General features: G+C 63.7%; 21 protein-coding genes. 11 read left to right on the top strand and 10 right to left on the bottom strand.

What is annotated here, in order from left to right; all coding sequences use genetic code 11:
* The first annotated feature begins 90 nt into the window (after positions 1 to 90).
* Complete coding sequence (locus J4D28_RS13705; RefSeq protein ID WP_009048362.1) at positions 91 to 1,314, top strand: aspartate aminotransferase family protein; 1,224 nt, start codon at positions 91 to 93, stop codon at positions 1,312 to 1,314.
* Between the two features lie 133 nt (positions 1,315 to 1,447).
* Here J4D28_RS13705 and J4D28_RS13700 read toward each other — a convergent pair whose 3' ends face one another.
* Complete coding sequence (locus J4D28_RS13700) at positions 1,448 to 1,987, bottom strand: DUF4174 domain-containing protein (RefSeq protein ID WP_016702828.1); 540 nt, start codon at positions 1,985 to 1,987, stop codon at positions 1,448 to 1,450.
* Positions 1,988 to 2,491: 504 nt separating this feature from the next.
* On the opposite strand from J4D28_RS13700, the gene J4D28_RS13695 reads away from it, so the two are divergent.
* The gene (locus J4D28_RS13695) at positions 2,492 to 3,361 is read left to right on the top strand and encodes an oxaloacetate decarboxylase (RefSeq protein WP_009048360.1); all 870 of its coding nucleotides are present in this window, start codon (positions 2,492 to 2,494) and stop codon (positions 3,359 to 3,361) included.
* Positions 3,362 to 3,451: 90 nt separating this feature from the next.
* Here the strand turns inward: J4D28_RS13695 and J4D28_RS13690 are convergent, their stop codons facing one another.
* Positions 3,452 to 3,856 carry a response regulator gene (locus tag J4D28_RS13690; RefSeq protein ID WP_009048359.1) on the bottom strand — a complete coding sequence of 135 codons (405 nt, stop codon included), beginning with the start codon at positions 3,854 to 3,856 and terminating at the stop codon, positions 3,452 to 3,454.
* 479 nt (positions 3,857 to 4,335) lie between these two features.
* On the opposite strand from J4D28_RS13690, the gene ppnN reads away from it, so the two are divergent.
* Entirely contained in the window at positions 4,336 to 5,709 is a 1,374-nt protein-coding gene (gene ppnN, locus J4D28_RS13685) for a nucleotide 5'-monophosphate nucleosidase PpnN (RefSeq protein WP_009048358.1), read from the top strand.
* Positions 5,710 to 5,877: 168 nt separating this feature from the next.
* Positions 5,878 to 6,195: a DUF2388 domain-containing protein gene (locus tag J4D28_RS13680; protein ID WP_007924983.1), complete on the top strand. Its 318-nt coding sequence runs from the start codon at positions 5,878 to 5,880 to the stop codon at positions 6,193 to 6,195.
* A gap of 63 nt (positions 6,196 to 6,258) precedes the next feature.
* Here the strand turns inward: J4D28_RS13680 and J4D28_RS13675 are convergent, their stop codons facing one another.
* Entirely contained in the window at positions 6,259 to 6,873 is a 615-nt protein-coding gene (locus tag J4D28_RS13675) for an NAD(P)H-dependent oxidoreductase (protein WP_016702829.1), read from the bottom strand.
* 102 nt (positions 6,874 to 6,975) lie between these two features.
* Between J4D28_RS13675 and J4D28_RS13670 the strand changes: the two genes are divergently transcribed.
* A complete protein-coding gene (locus tag J4D28_RS13670) occupies positions 6,976 to 7,602 on the top strand; it encodes a TetR/AcrR family transcriptional regulator (protein ID WP_016702830.1) in 627 nt (208 codons plus the stop codon).
* Here the strand turns inward: J4D28_RS13670 and J4D28_RS13665 are convergent.
* Both J4D28_RS13665 and J4D28_RS13660 read right to left on the bottom strand, forming a co-directional pair.
* The gene (locus tag J4D28_RS13665) at positions 7,599 to 8,840 is read right to left on the bottom strand and encodes an MFS transporter (protein WP_028682650.1); all 1,242 of its coding nucleotides are present in this window, start codon (positions 8,838 to 8,840) and stop codon (positions 7,599 to 7,601) included. The two genes, J4D28_RS13670 and J4D28_RS13665, sit on opposite strands and share 4 nt — an antisense overlap.
* Positions 8,841 to 8,975: 135 nt before the next feature.
* Entirely contained in the window at positions 8,976 to 9,935 is a 960-nt protein-coding gene (locus tag J4D28_RS13660) for an AraC family transcriptional regulator ligand-binding domain-containing protein (RefSeq protein WP_016702832.1), read from the bottom strand.
* A gap of 69 nt (positions 9,936 to 10,004) precedes the next feature.
* On the opposite strand from J4D28_RS13660, the gene J4D28_RS13655 reads away from it, so the two are divergent.
* From J4D28_RS13655 to J4D28_RS13630, 6 genes are all read left to right on the top strand, one after another.
* Entirely contained in the window at positions 10,005 to 10,859 is an 855-nt protein-coding gene (locus J4D28_RS13655; protein WP_009048353.1) for a sterol desaturase family protein, read from the top strand.
* On the top strand, positions 10,856 to 11,452 hold the full coding sequence (locus tag J4D28_RS13650; protein ID WP_009048352.1) for an NADPH-dependent FMN reductase: 597 nt from the start codon (positions 10,856 to 10,858) through the stop codon (positions 11,450 to 11,452). Before J4D28_RS13655 ends, J4D28_RS13650 begins: the two co-directional genes overlap by 4 nt.
* 303 nt (positions 11,453 to 11,755) lie before the next feature.
* On the top strand, positions 11,756 to 12,475 hold the full coding sequence (gene pcsA, locus J4D28_RS13645) for a phosphatidylcholine synthase (RefSeq protein WP_009048351.1): 720 nt from the start codon (positions 11,756 to 11,758) through the stop codon (positions 12,473 to 12,475).
* A gap of 36 nt (positions 12,476 to 12,511) precedes the next feature.
* Positions 12,512 to 12,877 carry a DUF2784 domain-containing protein gene (locus J4D28_RS13640; RefSeq protein ID WP_009048350.1) on the top strand — a complete coding sequence of 122 codons (366 nt, stop codon included), beginning with the start codon at positions 12,512 to 12,514 and terminating at the stop codon, positions 12,875 to 12,877.
* Positions 12,878 to 12,992: 115 nt separating this feature from the next.
* Positions 12,993 to 13,391, top strand: a complete 399-nt coding sequence (locus J4D28_RS13635; protein WP_009048349.1) for a hypothetical protein — start codon at positions 12,993 to 12,995, stop codon at positions 13,389 to 13,391.
* A 15-nt stretch (positions 13,392 to 13,406) separates the two neighbouring features.
* Positions 13,407 to 13,847 (top strand): GNAT family N-acetyltransferase, encoded by a 441-nt coding sequence (locus tag J4D28_RS13630; protein ID WP_009048348.1) that lies wholly within the window; start codon positions 13,407 to 13,409, stop codon positions 13,845 to 13,847.
* A gap of 12 nt (positions 13,848 to 13,859) precedes the next feature.
* On the opposite strand, the gene J4D28_RS13625 is transcribed toward J4D28_RS13630, so the two are convergent.
* From J4D28_RS13625 to J4D28_RS13605, 5 genes are all read right to left on the bottom strand, one after another.
* Positions 13,860 to 14,000, bottom strand: coding sequence for a hypothetical protein (locus tag J4D28_RS13625; RefSeq protein WP_009048347.1), 141 nt, complete (start codon positions 13,998 to 14,000; stop codon positions 13,860 to 13,862).
* 40 nt (positions 14,001 to 14,040) lie between these two features.
* Positions 14,041 to 15,324 (bottom strand): tetratricopeptide repeat protein, encoded by a 1,284-nt coding sequence (locus J4D28_RS13620; protein ID WP_009048346.1) that lies wholly within the window; start codon positions 15,322 to 15,324, stop codon positions 14,041 to 14,043.
* A gap of 71 nt (positions 15,325 to 15,395) precedes the next feature.
* Positions 15,396 to 16,613, bottom strand: a complete 1,218-nt coding sequence (locus J4D28_RS13615; RefSeq protein WP_009048345.1) for an HlyD family efflux transporter periplasmic adaptor subunit — start codon at positions 16,611 to 16,613, stop codon at positions 15,396 to 15,398.
* A gap of 19 nt (positions 16,614 to 16,632) precedes the next feature.
* Entirely contained in the window at positions 16,633 to 18,789 is a 2,157-nt protein-coding gene (locus J4D28_RS13610) for a type I secretion system permease/ATPase (RefSeq protein WP_009048344.1), read from the bottom strand.
* Entirely contained in the window at positions 18,786 to 20,300 is a 1,515-nt protein-coding gene (locus tag J4D28_RS13605; protein WP_009048343.1) for a TolC family outer membrane protein, read from the bottom strand. Before J4D28_RS13605 ends, J4D28_RS13610 begins: the two co-directional genes overlap by 4 nt.
* Positions 20,301 to 20,488: the final 188 nt, after the last annotated feature.

Below are 20,488 nucleotides of genomic sequence, written 5' to 3'. Positions count from 1 at the left end.
GACTTGAAGATGATTAAAGAATTGACGAGTTTATCTAGCTCAGGTGGCTAACGATACTGCCAGCACACCCCTTGGATGGAGCTACCCGTCATGACCGCCACCTGCCTGATGAACACCTATCAGCCGCTGCCGCTGAGCTTCACCCGCGGCCTGGGCACGCGCCTCTGGGACCAGACCGGCCGCGAATACCTGGACGCGGTGGCCGGCGTGGCGGTGACGGGCGTCGGCCATTCCCATCCCAGACTGGTCAGTGTCATCAGCGAACAGGCCGGCCTGCTGCTGCACACCTCCAACCTCTACGGCATCGACTGGCAACAGCAGCTGGCGCAGCGGCTGACCCGCCTGGCCGGGATGGACCGGGCGTTCTTCAACAACTCCGGCGCCGAAGCCAACGAGACCGCGTTGAAGCTGGCGCGGCTGCACGGCTGGCACAAAGGCATCGAGCGGCCGCTGATCATCGTCATGGAGAACGCCTTCCACGGCCGTACCCTGGGCACCCTGGCGGCCAGCGACGGGCCAGCGGTACGCCTGGGCCTGAACTCGCTGCCGGGGGATTTTCTCAAGCTGCCCTTCGGTGACCTGGCCGCCCTGGAGCAAGCCGCGCAGGCCCACGGCCCGCGTATCGCCGCGGTGCTGATGGAGCCGATCCAGGGCGAAAGCGGTATCCGCCTGGCCCCGCCCGGCTACCTCAAGGGCGTGCGCGAGCTGTGCAGCCGGCGCAACTGGCTGCTGATGCTCGACGAGATCCAGACCGGCATCGGCCGCACCGGCCAGTGGTTCGCCTGCCAGCATGAAGGCGTAGTCCCGGACGTGATGACCCTGGCCAAGGGCCTGGGCAACGGCATCCCCATCGGTGCCTGCCTGGCCCGGGGCAAGGCCGCGCACCTGTTCACCCCCGGCAGCCACGGCAGCACCTTCGGTGGCAACCCGCTGGCCTGCCGGGTGGCCTGCACCGTGCTGGAGATCATCGAGCAACAAGGCCTGCTGGCCAACGCCAGGCGCCAGGGCGAGCACCTGCTGCAACGCTTGCGGGCGGAGCTGGCCGATCACCCGCAGGTCCTGCAGGTGCGTGGCCTGGGGTTGATGATCGGCATCGAGCTGAAAGCCCCACAACGCGAGCTGGCGCTCCGGGCGGCCCAGGATCACGGACTGCTGATCAACGTGACCCGGGGCAGCACCATCCGCCTGCTGCCAGCGCTGATCATCGACGAGCGGGAAGTCGAGATGATCGTGCGCGGGGTCAGCCGGACATTGCAAAGCGCCGAGGTCGATGGCGATGCAACAAAAGAGGCAGGAATGCTGGCGGTGTCGTGACCGATGCCTGATGGCCGGGTGAGGTCAATCAGAACGCTTCGCGAGCAAGCTCGCTCCTACAGGGGGCATGCGTGTTTCTGTAGGAGCGAGCTTGCTCGCGATGGGATGGATCAGCAAACGGTGTGGGCCGGGCTCAGTCGTCCAGCGGTTTCGGTGGCGCCGCAGGCTTGCCCGATTTGGCGGCTTTGCCGGCGTGGGCTGCCTTGACTTCCGAGACCGGCGCTAACGTCGGCGCAACGGCTTCCTTTTCCGCGGCCGGCAGCTGGTCGACGGTGCTGAAGACTTCCTTGAGTTCGATGGCCCCGGAATGTTCGAGCTTCTTCTCGCCGTCCTTGCCCACCAGGATCACCTTGGTCTGCGCCCCGGCGCCAAGCTTCAGGCTGCGGATCAGCGCCATGGTCGATTGCGGGTCCAGGTCCTTGCCGTCGCGTTGGCCGATGGTGTTGATCACCGTGTAGAGCACCATGTTGCGTTCGTTGAAGGCCTGGCGGTTGGCCGGCTCGTCGAGGGACTTCTTCAGCGCCACCAGGGTCGGGTCCACGGAGCTGGGTGCGATCACGATCAATGGGCGCGCCTTGCCCTGATCCTGGGCCAGAGGGCCTTCGTTGTCGGCCGCCATTGCGGGGCCGACGACAGCGAGCAGCGTTGCGAGGGTCAATGACCGAATGAACATGCGTCTCTCCTTTGGGTATCCACGTCCTAATGATTGCGCATCAGGGGAAAAGGTCCAGACCTGGACTCAAATTCTGACATTTTATTGAGCCATGCCCGTGATCCGTGGGGTGGGAACCGCCACTGCGCAGGCTCGTTTTCGCCACGAGCGATCGACGCGCCCATAAATACCAGTGATGAGCGAACCCTCTTATTCGGCATGATCGACCCGCCCTGGCGCCCATGACAACCGGCATGGCCTATGCCGTTCTGGCATGGGCCCATACGAATTCGTCATCATTTTCGCCGCGGCGGCGTGATAGCCTTCATCCCGGCCATAACAAGAGCGCCCGCCTGGCTTTTTCCATCCGGTGCGGCGTCACCCGCCGTTTCATACCTGCTTGCTTCGTCTTCATCTGCCCAGGTTTTCGCAGCGAACCTCCTACACAGGCTCGCTGGACGACCGATTGCATTTTTGACTCGACGCTATCGTCGGCATCTCTTTTACCTCCTTCCGGGAGTTCGTATGTCCAGGCTGTCTCATCAAGATTTACGCCGTAGTTTTCGCGAGTTGATCGCTTCAGACTCCTGCTTCCACACTGCCTCCGTCTTCGACCCGATGTCGGCACGGATCGCCGCCGACCTGGGGTTCGAAGTGGGCATTCTCGGCGGCTCCGTCGCCTCGCTGCAGGTGCTGGCCGCGCCTGACTTCGCCCTGATCACCCTGAGCGAATTCGCCGAGCAGGCCACCCGCATCGGCCGCGTCGCCCAACTGCCGGTGATCGCCGACGCCGACCACGGCTACGGCAACGCCCTCAATGTGATGCGCACCGTGGTCGAGCTGGAGCGCGCCGGCGTCGCCGCCCTGACCATCGAAGACACCCTGCTGCCGGCCCAGTTCGGACGCAAGTCCACCGACCTGATCTCGGTCGCCGAAGGCGTGGGCAAGATCCGCGCGGCGCTGGAAGCCCGGGTCGACCCGGAACTGGCGATCATCGCCCGGACCAACGCGGCGATCCTGCCGATCCAGGAAATCATCAGCCGCACCCAGCAATACGAGCGCGCCGGCGCCGACGGCATCTGCATGGTCGGGGTCAAGGATTTCGAGCAACTGGAACAGATCTCCGAGCACCTGTCGGTGCCCCTGATGCTGGTGACCTACGGCAACCCGGCGCTGCGCGACGATGCGCGCCTGGCGCAACTGGGCGCGAAGATCATCGTCGACGGCCACGCGGCGTATTTCGCGGCGATCAAGGCCACCTACGACTGCCTGCGCGAACAGCGGCAGATCTTCACCCAGGCCTCGGACCTCAGCGCTACCGAGCTGGCCCACACCTACACCCAGCCCGAGGACTACATCGTCTGGGCCAAAGAGTTCATGAGCGTCAAAGAGTGAGCCGCTAGCTCACCCTCCCTTGCGATCACCGAGGACCCGAGGTCCTGGGTGGTCGAAAGCCGCTTCGCGCCTCACCTTCCGCCCCACTCTTTATTCCCCCGTCCCGTTCAACGCTTCATCGACACAGTCGAGGATCTGCCCGATGGTCCAGGGTTTGCGGATGAACGACACCGGATAGCGAATTCCGGAACTTTGCGGCGTCTCGTAACCGGACATCACCAGCACCGGCATGCCCGGCCAGCGCTCGCGCACCCGGTTGGCCAGGCCCGCGCCGTTCAGGGTGCCCGGCATATTGATATCGGTCAGCAGCAGGCGCACCTGCTCCGGATGGCTTTCCAGGAACCGCAGCGCCGCATCCGCGCTGGGCATGGCCTGGGTGGCGAAACCCTCGTCCTGCAGGATCTCGCAGAGAAACTCCAGGATCATCGGCTCGTCCTCGACCACCAACAGCAGGCGACAAGGCTGGCCTGGATCGACGGATGACACTGGACTCATGAGGATGCCGCTCCCTGACTGCGTACACGATCCTGGCGCGATTACGCCATTTAGAGTTATGAGCAGTGCCGGGCCGATAAATTCATTCAGGCTTCGGACAAGATCGACGGAGCGCCATGGGTGACATGACAGGCAATCACTTCAGCAGCTCTTGTTGACCGCGGACCGCTCGGATGCAGGTGCCATGTTCACGCACTCCCAATGTCGTGACGAGGCTGGCACTGCTGACGCCCGGTTGCGCTCCCCAGCCCTATGGGTGAATGGGCTGAGCATAGCCAAGGGCGATGCACGCCGTTTTCGCTTCGGACCACCAGCTGTGAGAAAGTAGCGAGGCGCACGGGCCACACGTTCCGGTGGCCCCGTTTGCCTTTGCGTCGTGAAGCCCGGGAGAATGTTTTTCCCGGCGTCCCGACCGCCGCTCACTATTCTTAAGCCATGGGCCCGTATGGGCCGGTGGTCTCGCTTTCAAGGAATCCAGAATGCAACCAAGACACGTCATCAACGCTTCGGTCAGCCCCAAAGGCAGCCTGGAGACTTTGTCCCAACGTGAAGTGCAACAACTCAGCGAAGCCGGTTCCGGCAGCATCTATGCCCTGTTCCGCCAGTGCGCCCTGGCCATCCTCAACACCGGCGCCCATGTCGATAACGCCAAGACCATCCTCGACGCCTACAAGGATTTCGAAGTCCGCATCCACCAGCAAGACCGTGGCGTGCGCCTGGAACTGCTGAACGCCCCGGCCGATGCCTTCGTCGATGGCGAGATGATCGCCAGCACCCGGGAAATGCTGTTCAGCGCCCTGCGCGACATCGTCTACACCGAAAGCGAGCTGGCCAGCCAGCGCATCGACCTGGAAAGCTCCCAGGGCATCACCGACTACGTCTTCCACCTGCTGCGCAACGCCCGCACCCTGCGCCCGGGCGTGGAGCCGAAGATGGTGGTGTGCTGGGGCGGCCACTCGATCAGCACCGAGGAATACCAGTACACCAAGAAGGTCGGCCATGAGCTGGGCCTGCGCAAACTGGACGTCTGCACCGGTTGCGGCCCGGGCGTGATGAAGGGCCCGATGAAGGGTGCGACCATTGCCCATGCCAAGCAGCGCATGAGCGGCAGCCGTTACCTGGGCCTCACCGAGCCGGGCATCATCGCCGCCGAGGCGCCGAACCCGATCGTCAACGAGCTGGTGATCCTGCCGGACATCGAGAAGCGCCTGGAAGCCTTCGTCCGCGTCGGCCACGGCATCATCATCTTCCCGGGCGGCGCCGGCACCGCCGAGGAGTTCCTCTACCTGCTGGGCATCCTTATGCACCCGGACAACCGCGACCTGCCGTTCCCGGTGATCCTCACCGGGCCGAAAAGCGCCGCGCCGTACCTGGAGCAATTGCATGCCTTCGTCGGCGCGACCCTGGGCGATGCGGCCCACAGCCTGTACCAGATCATCATCGACGACCCGGCCGAGGTCGCCCGGCAGATGACCGAGGGGCTCAAGGAGGTCAAGCAGTTCCGCCGCGAACGCAACGACGCCTTCCACTTCAACTGGCTGCTGAAAATCGACGAAGGCTTCCAGCGCCCGTTCGACCCGACCCACGCCAACATGGCCGGCCTGCAACTGGACCACGCACTGCCGTCCCACGAACTGGCGGCCAACCTGCGCCGCGCGTTCTCCGGCATCGTCGCCGGCAACGTCAAGGACAAGGGCATCCGCCTGATCGAGAAGCACGGCCCGTACGAAATCCACGGCGACACCGCGATCATGCAACCGCTGGATCACCTGCTCAAATCCTTCGTCCAGCAGCACCGGATGAAACTGCCGGGCGGCGCGGCCTATGTGCCGTGCTACCGGGTCGTCAGCTGACAGCCCGTTGACGACGGCCCCCGGTGCAATGCCGGGGGCCGTTTCCTGCCCCACGCAAAACGCCCGGCCAGCGGGTACAGCCGGCGCCCAGGGAACTCCCGGGCAGTACCGCGCATCCTAGATGGTGTAGTACTTCCTTTTTGCTTCACGCTGTCGGAGGACGCCCTCATGCGCCGCCTATTACTCGTTTCTTCGTTGTTGCTCTGTCTGCCCGCAGGTTCAGCCATGGCCCGTGTCGATGCGGGTGATGTCGCCACCTCGGCAGGGGTTTCCGCCTCGCTGTACTCGACCTTCAAGGACGACAAAATGGTGATTCCCGCCCGTGACGACGCCTCCAGTTTCGTCGCCAGCGGTGGTGCCATCCGTGGTGTCTACCTGGAGTCGGTGCTGCAGAAAATCCGCCAGGAAAACCCAGGCCTCAACGCCAGCGATGAAGAACTGGCCAGGGCCATCCTCACTCAACAGGCGCAGCCCGCCGGGCACTAACGGCCTGTGCCGTCCTGCGCTCCGCGACCGGGACGTCGCGGAGCCGCACGGTACATCCTCCCCTCACCCCACCTGGACCGCCGCGGCGGTTTCGGCGCGGGTGAACAGACCACGACCGATGGCCCGGGCCGTGCGCAAATGCAGCGCCGGGTCCTGGCTTTCCGATTCCAGCAGCAGCTGCGAGGTCAGCACCCGCGCGCCGCAGTAATCGAAGATCCCGTGATCGATCTGGGTCTTCATCGCCACCTCGTAGCCGTGGCGCCCGTATGTGCCGGCATCGGCCCCACCGACGCCGAGCAGGTGCACCCGCAGGTGTCCGAGTTTCTTCTCAAAGCGATTGGCTTCGAGGTTGAAATCGAATGCCCAGCCGTTGGCGAACACCCGGTCGATCCAGCCCTTGAGCAGCGCCGGCATCGACCACCAGTACACCGGATAGACCAGCACCAGCGCATCGGCACGGTCGATGCGCGCCTGCTCGACCAGCACGTCGGCCGGGGGCTGTTCCTGCCGGCGGTGGACCGCGTGGTCGGCGATGTTGAAGCGTGGGTCGAATGCCTCGGCGAACAGGTCGGCGATCTCGAACGAGTGGGCCGGCCCAAGGCCCTCGGCAACTTGGGCAGCCAGGCTGTGGCTGAGCGAGCGGGGATCATGGTGGGCGACAACGATAAGCGCATGCATGGCAAAGACTCCTGCAAAGGGGGCAAATGGATTGAGGGCGGCAACCAGGCCATATATACTTTTGGTAAGTTACGAACAGTAAGTTACTTTTGGTATATAAGCATGTCAAGCACCCCCTCCGAGGCTTCACCCCCCCGTCGCCGCCTGTCCCGGGAAGAGCGCCTGCAACAGCTGCTGGAAGTGGCCTGGCAATTGATCGGCGCCGAAGGCACCGAGGCCCTGACCCTGGGCCGCCTCGCCGAGCAGGCCGGGGTGACCAAGCCGGTGGTCTATGACCATTTCGTCACCCGCGCCGGGCTGCTGGCGGCGCTGTACCAGGACTTCGATGCACGCCAGACGCTGCTGATGGACGCCGCCCTGGAGCGCAGCGAAGCGACCCTGGACAGCCGCGCGGCGGTCATCGCCGGCTCTTATATCGACTGCGTGCTGACCCAGGGGCGGGAGATCCCCGGGGTGATCGCCGCCCTGGCCAGTACGCCGGAACTGGCGCGGATCAAGGAGGAGTACGAGCTGATCTTCCTGGAAAAATGCCGCGCCGCCCTCGCCCCCTTCGCGGCGCCCGGGACCGTAGCCACGGCTGGCCTGCGGGCGATGCTCGGGGCCGCCGAGGCCCTGTCCCATGCCGCTGCCACCGGAGAAATCAGCCGCGAGCAAGCCCGCGACGAGCTGTTCGAGACCATTGTCGCCATGGTCGAACGCAGCGTGCGGCGTGGTGCCGGCCCGGTCTAACCGGCTTCGCCTGCCACCGGCACGGCAGGTTTCATCGAGCCGAACCACCAGGTGACAAGGGCACACAGGGCCATGACGCCGCAGGTGCCGACAAACACCGTGCGCATGCCGAAGTGCCCGCCGAGAAAGCCCCCGGCCAGGGGGCCGAGCACCTGTCCGACGTACTGGCTGGAGGTCGAGTAGCCGAGCATCCGCCCGGCGATGTTTTCCGGTACCGAATGGCGAATGATGCTGGAGATGCAAGGCAACAGCCCGCCCAGGGCCAGGCCCATGAGAAAACGCAGCAGCACCAGTTGCCAGGGCGCGCTGACCAGCGCCTGGGGAATCAACAACAGCGCCGCCGCGGCCAGGCACACAGTGAGCACCCGCCAATGGCCGATATGGTCGGCCAGCTTGCCCAGCTGCGACGCGGAAATGATGCTGCCCAGGGCCGCGGCGGACATCACCAGCCCCGCCATCAGGGTGACGTTTTCCGCCCGCAGCTCCTGCAGATACACGGTGATGATCGGCTCGATGGACATGGTCGCGAACATCAGCAGGCAGGCCACCGCGAACATGCTCAGCAGCGGTTTCTTGTCCGTCACCGACGCCCAGGAATGCTCCGGCGCCTGGCCCTTTTGCGTGGCCGTGCGTGGCTCGCGCGGCGCCTCTTTCAACAAAAAAGTGGTGGCCAGGAAGGTCACGAAGATCACCGCGCCGGCGATGAAGAAGGTGTTGCGGATACCAATCAGCGGCGGCAGCAGACCGCCTATCAGGGGCCCGGCCAGGCTGCCGGCCATGATCCCCGAAGACAGCACGCCCAACGCCCAGCCGGAGCGCGCCTTGGGGGTTTGCGTGGCGACCAGGATGGTCGCCCCCGAGGCATAACCGCCGAGCAAGCCCGCCAGCAGGCGCAGCAGCACCAGTTGCCAGACGTTCTCCGCCAGGCCGATCAGCGACATGGCCAGCGCCATGCCGAGGCTGGCGCGGATCAGCATCAGCTTGCGCCCGTAGCGATCGCCCAGGCGGCCCCACAAGGGCGCGGTGATCGCCGCCGACAGGAAGGTCGCGCCAAAGGCCACGCCGGACCACTGGACGATGGCCGCCGGATCGCTGACGCCCAGTTGCTCGACGTACAACGGCAGGAACGGCAACAGCAGGGTCATCGCGACAATGGTGGTGAACGCCCCCAGGGCGCATACCGCGAGGTTGCGCTGCCAGTAGCGTTCGGCGGGAGACGGCGGCTGCGGGGTGGACATGAGGGCGCTCCATCGGTCAGGGACGGGGCCACGCTACAGGCTCGAATTCGATAAATAAAATTCATGTTTTTTATAGAGTGGATTCCTTTCAGGAATCCGCACAACACCTGCTGTGATGTCGCGCGCGTGCTGGATTCAGTCGCGCTTCCAGCGTTTGCGGGCATGCAGGTACGCCGCGAGGTCGCTGTAACCCAGCTGGGCCGCCATCTGGGCGCGGCTCTCGCCGAGAAACTCCAGCTGCTGCTCCAGCTCGGCGCGGACCTGATCGAGCAACTGGCGAAAGGTCATGCCCTGCTCTTCCAGGCGCCGGCGCAGGGTCCGCGGGCTCTGGTACAGCGTCTCGGCCTGGTTCTCCAGGCTCGGCACCACGCCACGGGCCAGGCTGTCGCGCATGCTGGCCGCGACCTTGCCGGTCCAGCCACCCAGTTGCACGCGCTGGGCCAGGCGCCGGTCCAGCTCGCTGCGCAGCAACGCCTGCATGCCGGCGTGGCGCGTCAGCAGCGGCAGGCGCAGGGTGGCCTGGTCGTAGTACAGGCAGTTGCGCGGGCAATCGAACTCGAGGTTATCGCCGAACCACTGGCGATATTCCTCGTGGTAAGCCGGTCGCGAATGGCTGAAGCAGGCGCGCACCGGGCGCACAGCTTGCCCGGTGCCGTGGCGGATCTGGGTCAGGGCCATGACGCCGTAATGCTCCACCACGTAGCGGGTCAGCCTGGCGGGCGCGTCGATGCACAGTTCGACGCCGAGCAGGTCGCCGTCGCTGACCAGCCTCAGGCTGTCCATGTCCGAGGCCAGCGCGGCGTAGTCGGCCCAGCATTGCATGGCGCCGCGTACGTCCGGGCAGTACAGGCAGATGTAGGCCAGTACGTGCAGGTCCTGGGGGGTGAATTCGCCGAACAGGTGCAGGCCGATGGCCGGGTCGCGCTCTGCCGCCAGGCGCCACAGTTGTTCGAGCTCGAGCAGGTTGTAATCCTGGCGGTCGCCGCGGGTCTGGCGTTGCAGCACCCGTTCCAGCACCCGGCCGAGCTGGCCCCGGTGAAAACGGCGGAGCGGCTGATTGGCCTCTTCGCCAGTGTTTTTGTCCAGTTCGCGCATAGGGTCCGGGCGGCTCTTGGTTTCTTATTGTTCGGGCAATGCCCATGTCGGGCCTGACTCGAGATTGCCATGAATACAACAATGCTCGCCAACAATCCAATCCTGGTCGTGGCCGGGATTTTCCTCGGTTTCATCCTCCTGGAAATCGCCTGTACCTGCTTTCGCCAACCCAAGGGCCAGCGCCGCGATGTGCTGATCGAGATCATCGGTTCCTCGCTGTTGCTGGGCCTCACCTTCCCCCTGGTGATGTTCCTCAGCACCCTGCTGCTGGACACCTTCGCGCCGTCGCTGAAGAACAGCCTGGGCGACCTGCACTGGGTGGCGGGCGCGGCGCTGTTCCTGCTGCTCGATGACATGACCCAGTACTGGTGGCATCGCCTGACCCACCGCCTGCCGTTCCTCTACGCGCTGCACCGCGCGCACCATTCGGCGCCGTACATGAGCATCCGCATCGTCTACCGCAACAACAGTTTCTATTACCTGCTGATGCCGGGCATCTGGCTCTCTGGCCTGCTGATCTACATGGGCCTGGCGCCGGTCTACTACGGCTACCTGATCGTCAAGATGACGGTGATCTTCGCCGCCCACAGCAGCGTCGCCTGGGACGACCGGCTCTATCGCATCCCGGCCCTGCGCCCACTGATGTGGTTGCTGGAGCGGACCATTTCGACCCCTTCCACCCACTCCGCCCACCACGGCCTCAGCGCCCATGACGGGGTGACCCACTACAAGGGTAATTTCGGCAATCTGCTGTTCTTCTGGGACGTGCTGTTCGGCACCGCGAAAATCACCCGCCGCCGGCCCAGCGCCTATGGCATCGAGGATTTGCGCCCCATCAGCTGGCAGCAGGAACTGTTCTGGCCGCTGGTGCGCTCGCCCAAACCCGTGGCGCGGCCCGAAGCCAAGCAGGAGGTGGTGCAATGAGCCTGCATATCGCGCTGCTCGCCGGCTCCAGCCAGCCCGACAGCCAGTCGGCCAAGGTCGCCCATTACCTGGGCCAACGCCTGCAACAGCTGAAACTCTGCGAGCAGGTCACGCTGCTCGACCTCGGGCGCTCGCCCTTGCCGCTCTGGCCAAGCCCGGACTCGAACGATGCCTGGAGCCAATACTCGGCCACCTTGCGCCAGGCCGACGCGCTGGTGGTGGTGACACCGGAGTGGAACGGCATGGCCTGCCCGGCCATCAAGAACTTCTTCGTGTATGCCGGCCACACCGAGCTGGGGCACAAGCCGGCGTTGCTGGTCGGGGTCTCGGCCGGCCTCGGTGGTGCCTATCCGCTCGCCGAGCTGCGCGTCTCCAGCTACAAGAACTGCCGGATCTGCTACTTGCCGGAGCAGCTGATCGTTCGCCAGGTGGAAGGCGCATTCAATGCGCATGCCGAGCCCACGCCCGAAGAACGCCACCTGCGCGCTCGTGCCGACTGGACCCTGGAGGTCCTGGCCGAGTACGCCGGTGCGATGAAGCACCTGCGCTCGCGCATCGATATCCGCGCCGTGCCCTTCGCCAACGGGATGTAGCACCGCGACACCGGAAGTGAATGCCACGGTGGGCGCCCTGCCTCCCCCAGCGCCGTGAAGAAATTCGCGTTCGCCAGGGCCCGTCCTCGCCAAACTGTGGCTACAGTCTTAGGAGCCGCCACGGGCTTGGGCGCCATGCTGCACGCCGACAAGTCCATGAGTGGCCTGACAAAGACGCGGGCAGCGGTGAACCTTATCGCCGCCGGCCCGGTCGATAGATGCAGTCTGGCCAGGTTTGGCGATAAGCCCCCGTTTCTTCCAATGGGGCGTCGTACGGCTGGTTTCATTTCCTGGAGAACACCCGTGATAACGACCCGACACATCGCCAGTCTCAAAGCCTGGGGCGCCCATGGTTTCACCGCGACCGGCGTGGTCACGGCCTTCCTCGCCACCCTGGCGCTGTTCGACAACCAGCCCAAGGCCTGCCTGCTGTGGCTGGGCGTGGCGCTGATCGTCGATGGGGTCGACGGCTCGCTGGCGCGCAAGGTCAATGTGCAGTCGGTGCTGCCACATTTCGACGGCTCGGTGCTGGACCTGGTGATCGACTACCTGACCTATGTGTTCATCCCGGCGCTGTTCATCTATCGCTACATCCCGCTGCCGGACTACAGCGCGCTGCTGGCGACCTCGGTGATCCTGGTGTCGTCGCTGTTCTGCTTCTGCAACGTCAACATGAAGAGCAAGGACAACTATTTCGTCGGCTTTCCCGCGGCCTGGAACGTGGTGGCGCTGGCGCTGTACATCCTTGCCCCGACACCCTGGCTGAGCCTTTCGAGCATCGTGGTCCTGGCGCTGCTGACCCTGACCCGGATGAAATTCCTCCACCCCTTCCGCGTGCGCCGCTTCATGCCGGTGAACATCGCGGTGACCGCCATCTGGCTGCTGTGCAGCCTGTCATTGGTGGTCAACCATCCCTACAATGGTCCCTGGGTGATGGGCTTGTGGCTGGCGATGTCGGCGTACTTCCTCGGCATCTGCATCTGGCGCACCGCGCTGGGCTGGTTCGACCGCGCGCGAACCTGAACCCCTGCCGTACCCCTGACCGCAACGAGACTCGACATGCTCTACCGCTTCGCCGCCGACACCCTGGTTTCGCTGCACCTGACCTTCATCCTGTTCGTACTCTTCGGCGGCCTGCTGGTGCTCAAGTGGCCGCGCCTGGCCTGGCTGCACCTGCCCGCCGCGACCTGGGGCGTGGCGGTCGAAGTCTTCCACCTGCCCTGCCCCCTGACCGACTGGGAAAACCGCCTGCGCCACGGCGCCGGCCAGCAGGGTTATGGCGACGGTTTCATCGAGCACTACCTGATCCCGCTGATCTACCCGGCCGGGCTGACACCGCAGATCCAGCTGGTCCTCGGCGCGCTGGTGCTGCTGATCAACGTCCTGGTCTACGGCCGGCTGTGGTGGCGGCGCCGGCAGCCCTGAAAAAACCGACGGTGTGGCTGGCGAATCCCGCGCCACAGCCTGCCCCGTCTGTGTATATTTCCAGGCAACCCCGTGGGCAACGGCGATCCGCGATCGCTTCGAGTGGAGTCCATAGATGCCCGATTTCCAGATCCGCCAGCCCTGCCCGCCCGGCGCCTGCAACTGCGACCGCGAGCGCCTGCTGCAAACCCCTGGCACCGACCTGCGCATCCTCGGCCTGACCCGCCAGGAGGAAAAGCGCCTGCTCGACCGGCTGGAGAACCTGCAAAGCCTGAGCGACCTCGAACACATGCAGCGGCGGATGTACGAATTGCTGGGCATCCGCGTGCAGATTGCCCCCAGCTTCAACGAAGTGCGCAGCATGCGCGGCATCGCCATCCAGCTCGACGAGCTGCCGGGCCTGTGCCGCAAGACCCGCCAATCGATCCCCGCCGCGATCCGCCGTGGCCTGGAGAAGAACCCGGAAATCGCCTACCGCCTGCTCGACGCCCACGACCTGTTGCGCGACGCCTGAACTGGAATGCCCCCTATGAAACCCGCCGTCACGGCCAGCCCCACGATCGTCATCAGCGACACCCTCGACAGCAGCTTCGAAACCCTGCTCGGCAACGGCCTCGCCACCTTCAATGCGCAGATGACCGGCTACCACGATCGGCAGCCCCTGGCCGTGGAACTCAAGGACCCGGAGACCGGCCAGGTCCTGGGCGGCATCAGCGGCCGCACCTCCCTGGGCCTGCTGTTCATCGACCTGTTCTACCTGCCCGACAGCCTGCGCGGCGCGGGCCTCGGCGCCCAGCTGCTGCAGGCGTGCGAAGACGAAGGCCGGCGCCGCGGCTGCCGCTCGGCCGTGCTCTACACCCTGAGCTTCCAGGCGCCGTCCTTCTACGAAAAACACGGCTGGCAACGCTTCGGCGAAATCCCCTGCGACCCCGAAGGCAGCAGCCGGGTCTTTATGAGCAAGGTTTTGTAGGCGGCCCGAACGTTAGGCCCGGGAGGCCTTCTCGAGGCCGGGCAGCAAGGTGCCTGCCCCTTTCGCTGGCGGCGTGCTGTCAGGGGCTGGCTGCGGCTCCTCCACTTCGCCATTGAACGCCTTGTGCATCTTCACCACCGAGTTATCGTTCATCGCGCACCAGGACCCGTTCCCTCCCTCGCTCCTGCAGAAGCTATATGCCTCCATGCCTTTCAACGGACCGTGTCAACCTGACCTCCGCCTCCGTGCTACTGATCATCCTGGCAAATCGCGCCGGGATATGCGCGGTTACCAGCCCCTCCTTCACCACCCCAGGATAGCGACAGAGCACGACCTCTTGCTCCGCTTGTTTGAGCAGTAGTGTCCATTGCACCGGGGTGCCATCAGCCCATTCCGTCCGGGCCTTGAACAGCGGTGATCCTTCGGCATAGCCGACATGAAAATCAGTCGGCATGGGGCCACCCGGAAAAGTCCGCGCCTGCATGAAACCGAACATCGAATCATGCTGCAGGAGGCTCTGTCGTGCATAAGGCCAGACGTACTGGCGCAGGAAATACTGATCTGCAAAATGCGGCGACTCGACACCGGCGCTGAAGAACGATTGCGTCAACTGCTCCAATGGCGGTAGAGCACCGGCCACCACGCCCCACAACCCCGCCAGCATCAACTCGGTATGAGTGCCGCAATCGCGCATGCAGTGGAACCTGCAATCACTGTGCAACCACTCCTCGACCGCCTCGGCCTCTCGGGTCGAAATCACCGAGTCAGCGTCCCGGAACAGCACTCGGTGCAAGTGCAGGTCCTGCAACGCGAGGAACCGCCACATCGGGCCGGGCCAGCCGAGGTCCTGTTCATCGACCTGTATGACTTGCGCTCCCGCTGCGATCAGTCTTTCGACCACGCTCGATGGCACGCTGTCGTCGATATAAAAACGGCATGTCCAATGCGAATAGATCATCGGTTGCTCAATCACGTTGAGCACTGCCGTTTCGCAATACTTGGAGTCGGCACCGAATAACGAGAACGCGATGATGTTCTTATCCCGGGTTTGCATGGAAGGCAAAGGCGGCATTTCCGGTGGCGCATGGGGCGTCGCTGGCGTCACGCCGAAACGCTGATCCCGCAGTTGCAAGGCCATCAAACCGTACTTCCTGACGTCCTCCCATTGCCGCAAAGCACCATGACCATGGGACAAGGCGTCGAACAAGGCAAAACTGCGTCCTCCACGCGCCAGCGCCTGTTCGGCATAGCCCACAGCCTGCTGCCAACGCTCGAGCTTCAGGCAATTGATCGCCGCATCGGTCCAGGCTTGCGTCAGTCCGGGGCTCATGCGGATTGCCTGCAGGCATACATTGAGCGCCTCTTCGTAGCGCCCTTGCTGATGCAGAGCCTTGGCGCGCTTGCCAGCGGTTTCGACCAATAACTGCGCCGAATTGCGGATTGCCGGAATACCGGATTTTCGAGCTTTTTTAGCCATGACAAGGTCCTCGCTGGGCCGCCCGAAGGCCAACCCAGCGTGCAAATGATGTTGTATGGAGCAGGTGATGCTTAACGTTCGCGCAAGGCTTCGCGAGCCCTGTTGAGCGGTTTGACCAGGTATTCCCAAACCGTTTTGCTGCCGGTGTGAATGTCCACGGTGGAGATCATCCCGGGAAAGATCGGGAAGGCTTCGCCACTTTTGTTGAACAGCGAGTCGCTTTGGGTACGGACAAAGACCCGGTAGTAATAGACATCGCGTTTGACATCGTCTTGGATGGTGTCTGGCGAGATAGTCACCACTTCACCTTCCAGGCCACCGTAAATGGCGTAGTCATAGGCGCTGATCTTTACCGTGGCCCGCTGGCCCGGATGCAGGAAGGCGACGTCCCGCGGCGAGATCCGCGCCTCCACCAACAATTGATCCTCGATCGGCACGATCACCATCAGCCGGCCGTTCGGCGGGACGACACCGCCCACGGTGTTGACCTCGATGTCTTTCACCACGCCGCGCACCGGCGACATCACGGTCAGGCGCGACAGCATGTCGGCACGCCCACGGGTCACCGATTGCTGGGCCTCGACTTCGCCGTTGGCCTTGGCCAGTTCTTCACGCGAACGCACCAGGTACTGGGTGCGCGTATCGTTGGCCTTCATTTCCAGTTCGTTGGCCTGGCGCTTGAGGCGCAGGACTTCAACGTTGCTGGCCGCGCCCATCTTGGCCAGGCGCTCGGTCATCACCAGCTCGCGCCTGACCAGGGTCAGCGCTTCCTGAATGCCCGCCAGGCTCTTGGCCAGGCTGTCTTTACGCGACTTGAACAACGCCGTTTCCGAACGCACCAGGGCCGGATCCTCCATGACATAGTCGGGAAACGTCAGGTCGCTCCCCTCGACCTCCGCCCGCAAGCGGGTGGCCGTTGCCAGGGCGGCACGAGCCCGGGAAGAACTTTCGTCCACCGACGACTCGGAACGTGTGCGGTCCAGTTGCGCAAGCACTTGCCCGGCCTGGACCACATCGCCTTCCTTGACGTTGAGTTGCGCCACAATCCCGCCTTCGAGGGATTGAATGACCTGTTCCCGTGAGCTGGGAATCACTTTCCCGGTGCCGCTGGAGACCTCGTCGAGGGTAAAGCAGTACGCCCAGACCAACAGCAAGGCGAGGCCGGCGAAGGTCAGCCAGATGAACCAGGATGCCCGCGGAAGACGGCTGTGAGCTTCGAACAGGTCCGGACGGGTCAGGCTGAAATTGATCGGGTTCAAGCGATCGGATGAAGGTAATTTGATGTTCATAATCTCTCCCGTTCGGCGATCAGGCAGCGGATGCGCGCGGCTTGCTCATCTGGCCGATGACGATGTGTTTGGTGTCGTCCAGAACCACTCGGCCCTTGTCGACCGCGATGATGCGGTCCACCCACTTGAGGACGGCCGGCCGGTGTGTGGCGACGATCAGCGTGCGACCTTCGAGCCACGGCAGCAGCTTTTCAATCAGGTGCTGTTCGCTGAGTTCGTCGAGCCAGGCGGTCGGCTCGTCCAGCAGCAGCACGCGGGGGTTGCGGATCAACGTACGAGCCAGCAAGAGCATTTGCCGCTGGCCGCCGGACAGGCCCTTGCCACCTTCACGGATCTGGTGATCCAGGCCATCGGGCAGCGACTGCACCAGGGACAGCGCGCCACTCAAGGTCAGGGCCTGAATGATCTCGTCGTCAGTGGCCATGGGTTTACCCATGATGATGTTGTCCCGTAGCGAGCCGAAGAACAGCGAGGCCTGCTGGCTGAGAAAGCCCACATCACGGCGCACGTCATAAGGGTCGATCATCGACAGGTTCAATGAGTCCAGCAGTACGTTTCCTTCCTGGGGGGCCTGCAAGCCGGACAACAGATGCAGCAAGGTCGACTTGCCTGCGCCGTTGCGGCCCAGGATCGCCACTTTCTCGCCGGCCTTGATCGTCAAGCCCGGGATTTCCAGCGATGGCTGCTTCTGCTGCTGCTCGTAGCGGAACTTCACGCCCTCGAAGCGGTAGTCGCCCTGGATCACCGGACGGTGCAACATCTTGCTATGCAGGGGCTGGTCGACCGGGCGCTTCATCAATTCATCCAGGCCTTCACGCGCGACCTTGGCCTGCTGCCAGCGCGACATGACACCGGACAGCTGAGCCAGGGGCGCAATCATCCGCGACGACAGGATCGAGGTGCCGATCAAGGCGCCCGTGGTCAGGTCGCCACTGATGACCATGAAGCAGCCCACCAGAATCACCAGCACATACACCAGCGATTGCAGCTCCTGGGTCCAGGTCATCAAGGCACCGGTGATGAAGCGCTGGCGCATGCTGATGTCGGCCGAGACCTGATTGAGGTGGTTCCACTGAGTCTGGAAGCGCTGCTCGGCGCGCAGCAGCTTGATGTCTTCGTTGCCTTGGACCGCCTCGATCAGGATCGCATTGCGCAACGACGCTTCGCGCATGCCTTCCTTGGAATATTTGGCCAACCAGCGCTGGGCCAGCAGGCCGGGAATGATCAGCAGCGGCAGGATCGCCAGCGGCACCAGGGCCATCATCCCGCCGACGTACCACAGCACACCGAGGAACAGGAAAAAGAACGGCAGGTCCGCCAAGGCATTCACGGTGGTGGACGTGATCAACTCACGCACCTGCTCCAGCTCGCGGATCTGCGAGATGAAGGAGCCGGTGGACTTCGACTGGTCCTGGGTACGAATGCGCAACGCATGACCGAAGACCCGATCGGAAATCCGCAGGTCGGCGCGCTTGCCGATCTTGTCGGTCAGATGGGTGCGCGACAGACGCATGCAGAACTCGAAGACGATCGCTATGACCACCCCGCCGAACAGCACCCACAGGGTCGGCTCGGACTGGGCCGGAATCACCCGATCGTAGATCTGCATCGAAAACAGCATGGCGGCCAGGGCCAGGACGTTGGCGATCAGCGAGGCCAGCATCACATCGGAGTACCGCCGCCAGTCGTGCAGCGCCAGTTTCCAGAACCAGTTGGCTTCATAAGGCTTGATGTAGTCGTCGACCCGGGCATCCGGCGCCGACACTTCAGGACGCAACAGCAGAACCCGTTGCACTCGCGCGCAGACTTCGTCTACCGGCAAGGCCTGCAGCACACCCTGCTCACCACTCAAGCGCACACCGGCGAACTGGCCGTTGTCGACACTTTCAATGACGCCGACCTGCCCGTTGTCGAACTCAGCCACCACCGGCAGGCGCCAAGGGTCCAGGATGCCTTTGTCGAGCTTTTCGAAGCACAGCGACATGCCCATGTCGCGGGCCATCTGTTTGAGCTGTACATCGGCCGGATGCTCGGCTTGCCAGTCGAGCATGACGCGCACGCGCTCTGCCGAGGTCTCCAACCGGTAATGCCGGGCCACTTGCAGCATGGCGTCCAACCAGGGATTTGCCACATCCGTCACAACGGTCGAGGAATCGGCTTTGGGGATAGTAGTCATGATGAGGCTCCCATCAGGGCGAATACGTTACGCATATGGCCGGTGGCATTGATGTAGTTCACCTGGGCCAGCCAAAGGTCGTGCCGGGAGTTTTCCTGGTCGGTCTGGGCCTGGAAGATTTCCTGTTCGGCGTTCAACAGATCGAGCAAGGACCGCGTACCCAGCGCCAGGTATTGCTGTTCGTACAGCGCACGGGTATCGACCATGCTTTTGTAGCGGTCACCCAGCACCTTGATCCGGCTCGACAGCCCGGCCATTTGTTCTTGCAGGCGGAACCAGGAATTCTGGGCTTCGAGCTTGCGGGTATGGATGCGCTCTTCGGCGGCACGGGCTGCCTGGCCCGCCCCGCGAATCCGCGCCGATGGCGCCCCGCCGTCAAACAGACTGTGCTTGACGCTGACAGTCAGGGTGTAGGCGTACTCGTCCCGACCGGTGGGGACATTTCCCAGGTACTTATCGACGCCCGCATCCAGGGATACGGTCGGCTTGGCGTTGGCTCGGGCCTGGCTGACTTGCGCCTGGGCGACACTCCATTCGGCTTCGGCCTGCTGCACCCCAATGGTCATTTCCACATTGGGATCAATGGTTGCCAGGGCCTGGACCAAACGATTCTCGGGCACCGCAATCTTGTTGAGCGGCTCCTGGCCGATCAGGGTGCGCAGCTTGCTGCGTTGCTGGCTCAGTTGAGTCTGGCTGGCGAGCAGCGACGCTTCGGCCGCCTCGACCCGCGATTGCGCCTGGATCAGGTCGGCCTGGGTGCTGGCCCCTTCACTGACCCGGCGCGCAGCCAATTGCTGCAGTTTTTTCAGTTGTTCTTTTTGCGATTGCGCGGCATTGACCAGCGCTTCGTAGCGACGAACCTCGATCACCGCCTCGGCGGCCTGCAGGGCAATGTCGTCGATCTCGCCCTGCCATTTCACTTGTTGCAGCACGACGTTGGATTCGGCCTCGCTGACAGCACCGCCCACCTTGCCGAAGTCATACAGCATCTGGCTGGCCGTGAGCGACAGGGCCTGACCGTTGCTGCCGAAACTCTGCCGACCGGAACTGATACCCACGTCCACTTTTGGCAGGTAACCGGCGCGTGCAACATCGACGCCTTCACGTTGCTCCTCAAGGACCGACGCCGCATCACGAATCGATGGGTAATGACTGACCGCCAGCGAGACGACTTGCCATAAATCATCCGCTTGCACCGGTGCCTGGTTTGCCGAAGCGAACGGCGCGCGTGCGGCCTTGCCGTCCATTGCCGGCAAACGGTCATAGGAGAACGGATTACGTTTACCCGTGGTGCCCGACTGCTTGTATACAGGCTGTGCAGGTACCGATTGAGCCGGCTGTGGGGCTGGCGCTGGAGAAGCGCTTACCTGTGCACATTGCGGATTGCAGACGATGTGCTTCTGCGCCTGGGGACGAGGTGTTGTATCGGCAATCACCTGTTCGGAAAAACCCAGCAAGGCGATCGACGATACGACAGTGATCAGGCCTGCTTTCCAATATTTGTAACGCATTGTGGTAGACCTCCATGAAGCAAGGTCTCCATGGTAAGAACCCCACACGGCGGGATCTGTAGGGTAAACCCTAAAGCGCAAGCAACCTGATAAGGCGCAATGTCCGCTACGGAAAACCCGGGCCAGGCTTGCGATCGGCACCGTTGCCTCAGGTCAGGTTTTTGGATGGGCGAAAACAAAAAAACGCA

The sequence above is a fragment of the Pseudomonas sp. GW531-T4 genome, assembly GCF_017349615.1.
GTDB lineage: Bacteria > Pseudomonadota > Gammaproteobacteria > Pseudomonadales > Pseudomonadaceae > Aquipseudomonas > Aquipseudomonas chlororaphis_I.
This window is presented reverse-complemented; position numbering and strand designations above follow the sequence as displayed.

Excerpts from the sequence above, each read along its gene's own strand:
- J4D28_RS13705 (WP_009048362.1), top strand. The coding sequence starts at position 91 with ATGACCGCCACCTGCCTGATGAACACCTATCAGCCGCTGCCGCTGAGC.
- J4D28_RS13700 (WP_016702828.1), bottom strand. The coding sequence starts at position 1,987 with ATGTTCATTCGGTCATTGACCCTCGCAACGCTGCTCGCTGTCGTCGGC.
- J4D28_RS13695 (WP_009048360.1), top strand. The coding sequence starts at position 2,492 with ATGTCCAGGCTGTCTCATCAAGATTTACGCCGTAGTTTTCGCGAGTTG.
- J4D28_RS13690 (WP_009048359.1), bottom strand. The coding sequence starts at position 3,856 with ATGAGTCCAGTGTCATCCGTCGATCCAGGCCAGCCTTGTCGCCTGCTG.
- ppnN (WP_009048358.1), top strand. The coding sequence starts at position 4,336 with ATGCAACCAAGACACGTCATCAACGCTTCGGTCAGCCCCAAAGGCAGC.
- J4D28_RS13680 (WP_007924983.1), top strand. The coding sequence starts at position 5,878 with ATGCGCCGCCTATTACTCGTTTCTTCGTTGTTGCTCTGTCTGCCCGCA.
- J4D28_RS13675 (WP_016702829.1), bottom strand. The coding sequence starts at position 6,873 with ATGCATGCGCTTATCGTTGTCGCCCACCATGATCCCCGCTCGCTCAGC.
- J4D28_RS13670 (WP_016702830.1), top strand. The coding sequence starts at position 6,976 with ATGTCAAGCACCCCCTCCGAGGCTTCACCCCCCCGTCGCCGCCTGTCC.
- J4D28_RS13665 (WP_028682650.1), bottom strand. The coding sequence starts at position 8,840 with ATGTCCACCCCGCAGCCGCCGTCTCCCGCCGAACGCTACTGGCAGCGC.
- J4D28_RS13660 (WP_016702832.1), bottom strand. The coding sequence starts at position 9,935 with ATGCGCGAACTGGACAAAAACACTGGCGAAGAGGCCAATCAGCCGCTC.
- J4D28_RS13655 (WP_009048353.1), top strand. The coding sequence starts at position 10,005 with ATGAATACAACAATGCTCGCCAACAATCCAATCCTGGTCGTGGCCGGG.
- J4D28_RS13650 (WP_009048352.1), top strand. The coding sequence starts at position 10,856 with ATGAGCCTGCATATCGCGCTGCTCGCCGGCTCCAGCCAGCCCGACAGC.
- J4D28_RS13640 (WP_009048350.1), top strand. The coding sequence starts at position 12,512 with ATGCTCTACCGCTTCGCCGCCGACACCCTGGTTTCGCTGCACCTGACC.
- J4D28_RS13635 (WP_009048349.1), top strand. The coding sequence starts at position 12,993 with ATGCCCGATTTCCAGATCCGCCAGCCCTGCCCGCCCGGCGCCTGCAAC.
- J4D28_RS13630 (WP_009048348.1), top strand. The coding sequence starts at position 13,407 with ATGAAACCCGCCGTCACGGCCAGCCCCACGATCGTCATCAGCGACACC.
- J4D28_RS13625 (WP_009048347.1), bottom strand. The coding sequence starts at position 14,000 with ATGAACGATAACTCGGTGGTGAAGATGCACAAGGCGTTCAATGGCGAA.
- J4D28_RS13620 (WP_009048346.1), bottom strand. The coding sequence starts at position 15,324 with ATGGCTAAAAAAGCTCGAAAATCCGGTATTCCGGCAATCCGCAATTCG.
- J4D28_RS13615 (WP_009048345.1), bottom strand. The coding sequence starts at position 16,613 with ATGAACATCAAATTACCTTCATCCGATCGCTTGAACCCGATCAATTTC.
- J4D28_RS13610 (WP_009048344.1), bottom strand. The coding sequence starts at position 18,789 with ATGACTACTATCCCCAAAGCCGATTCCTCGACCGTTGTGACGGATGTG.
- J4D28_RS13605 (WP_009048343.1), bottom strand. The coding sequence starts at position 20,300 with ATGCGTTACAAATATTGGAAAGCAGGCCTGATCACTGTCGTATCGTCG.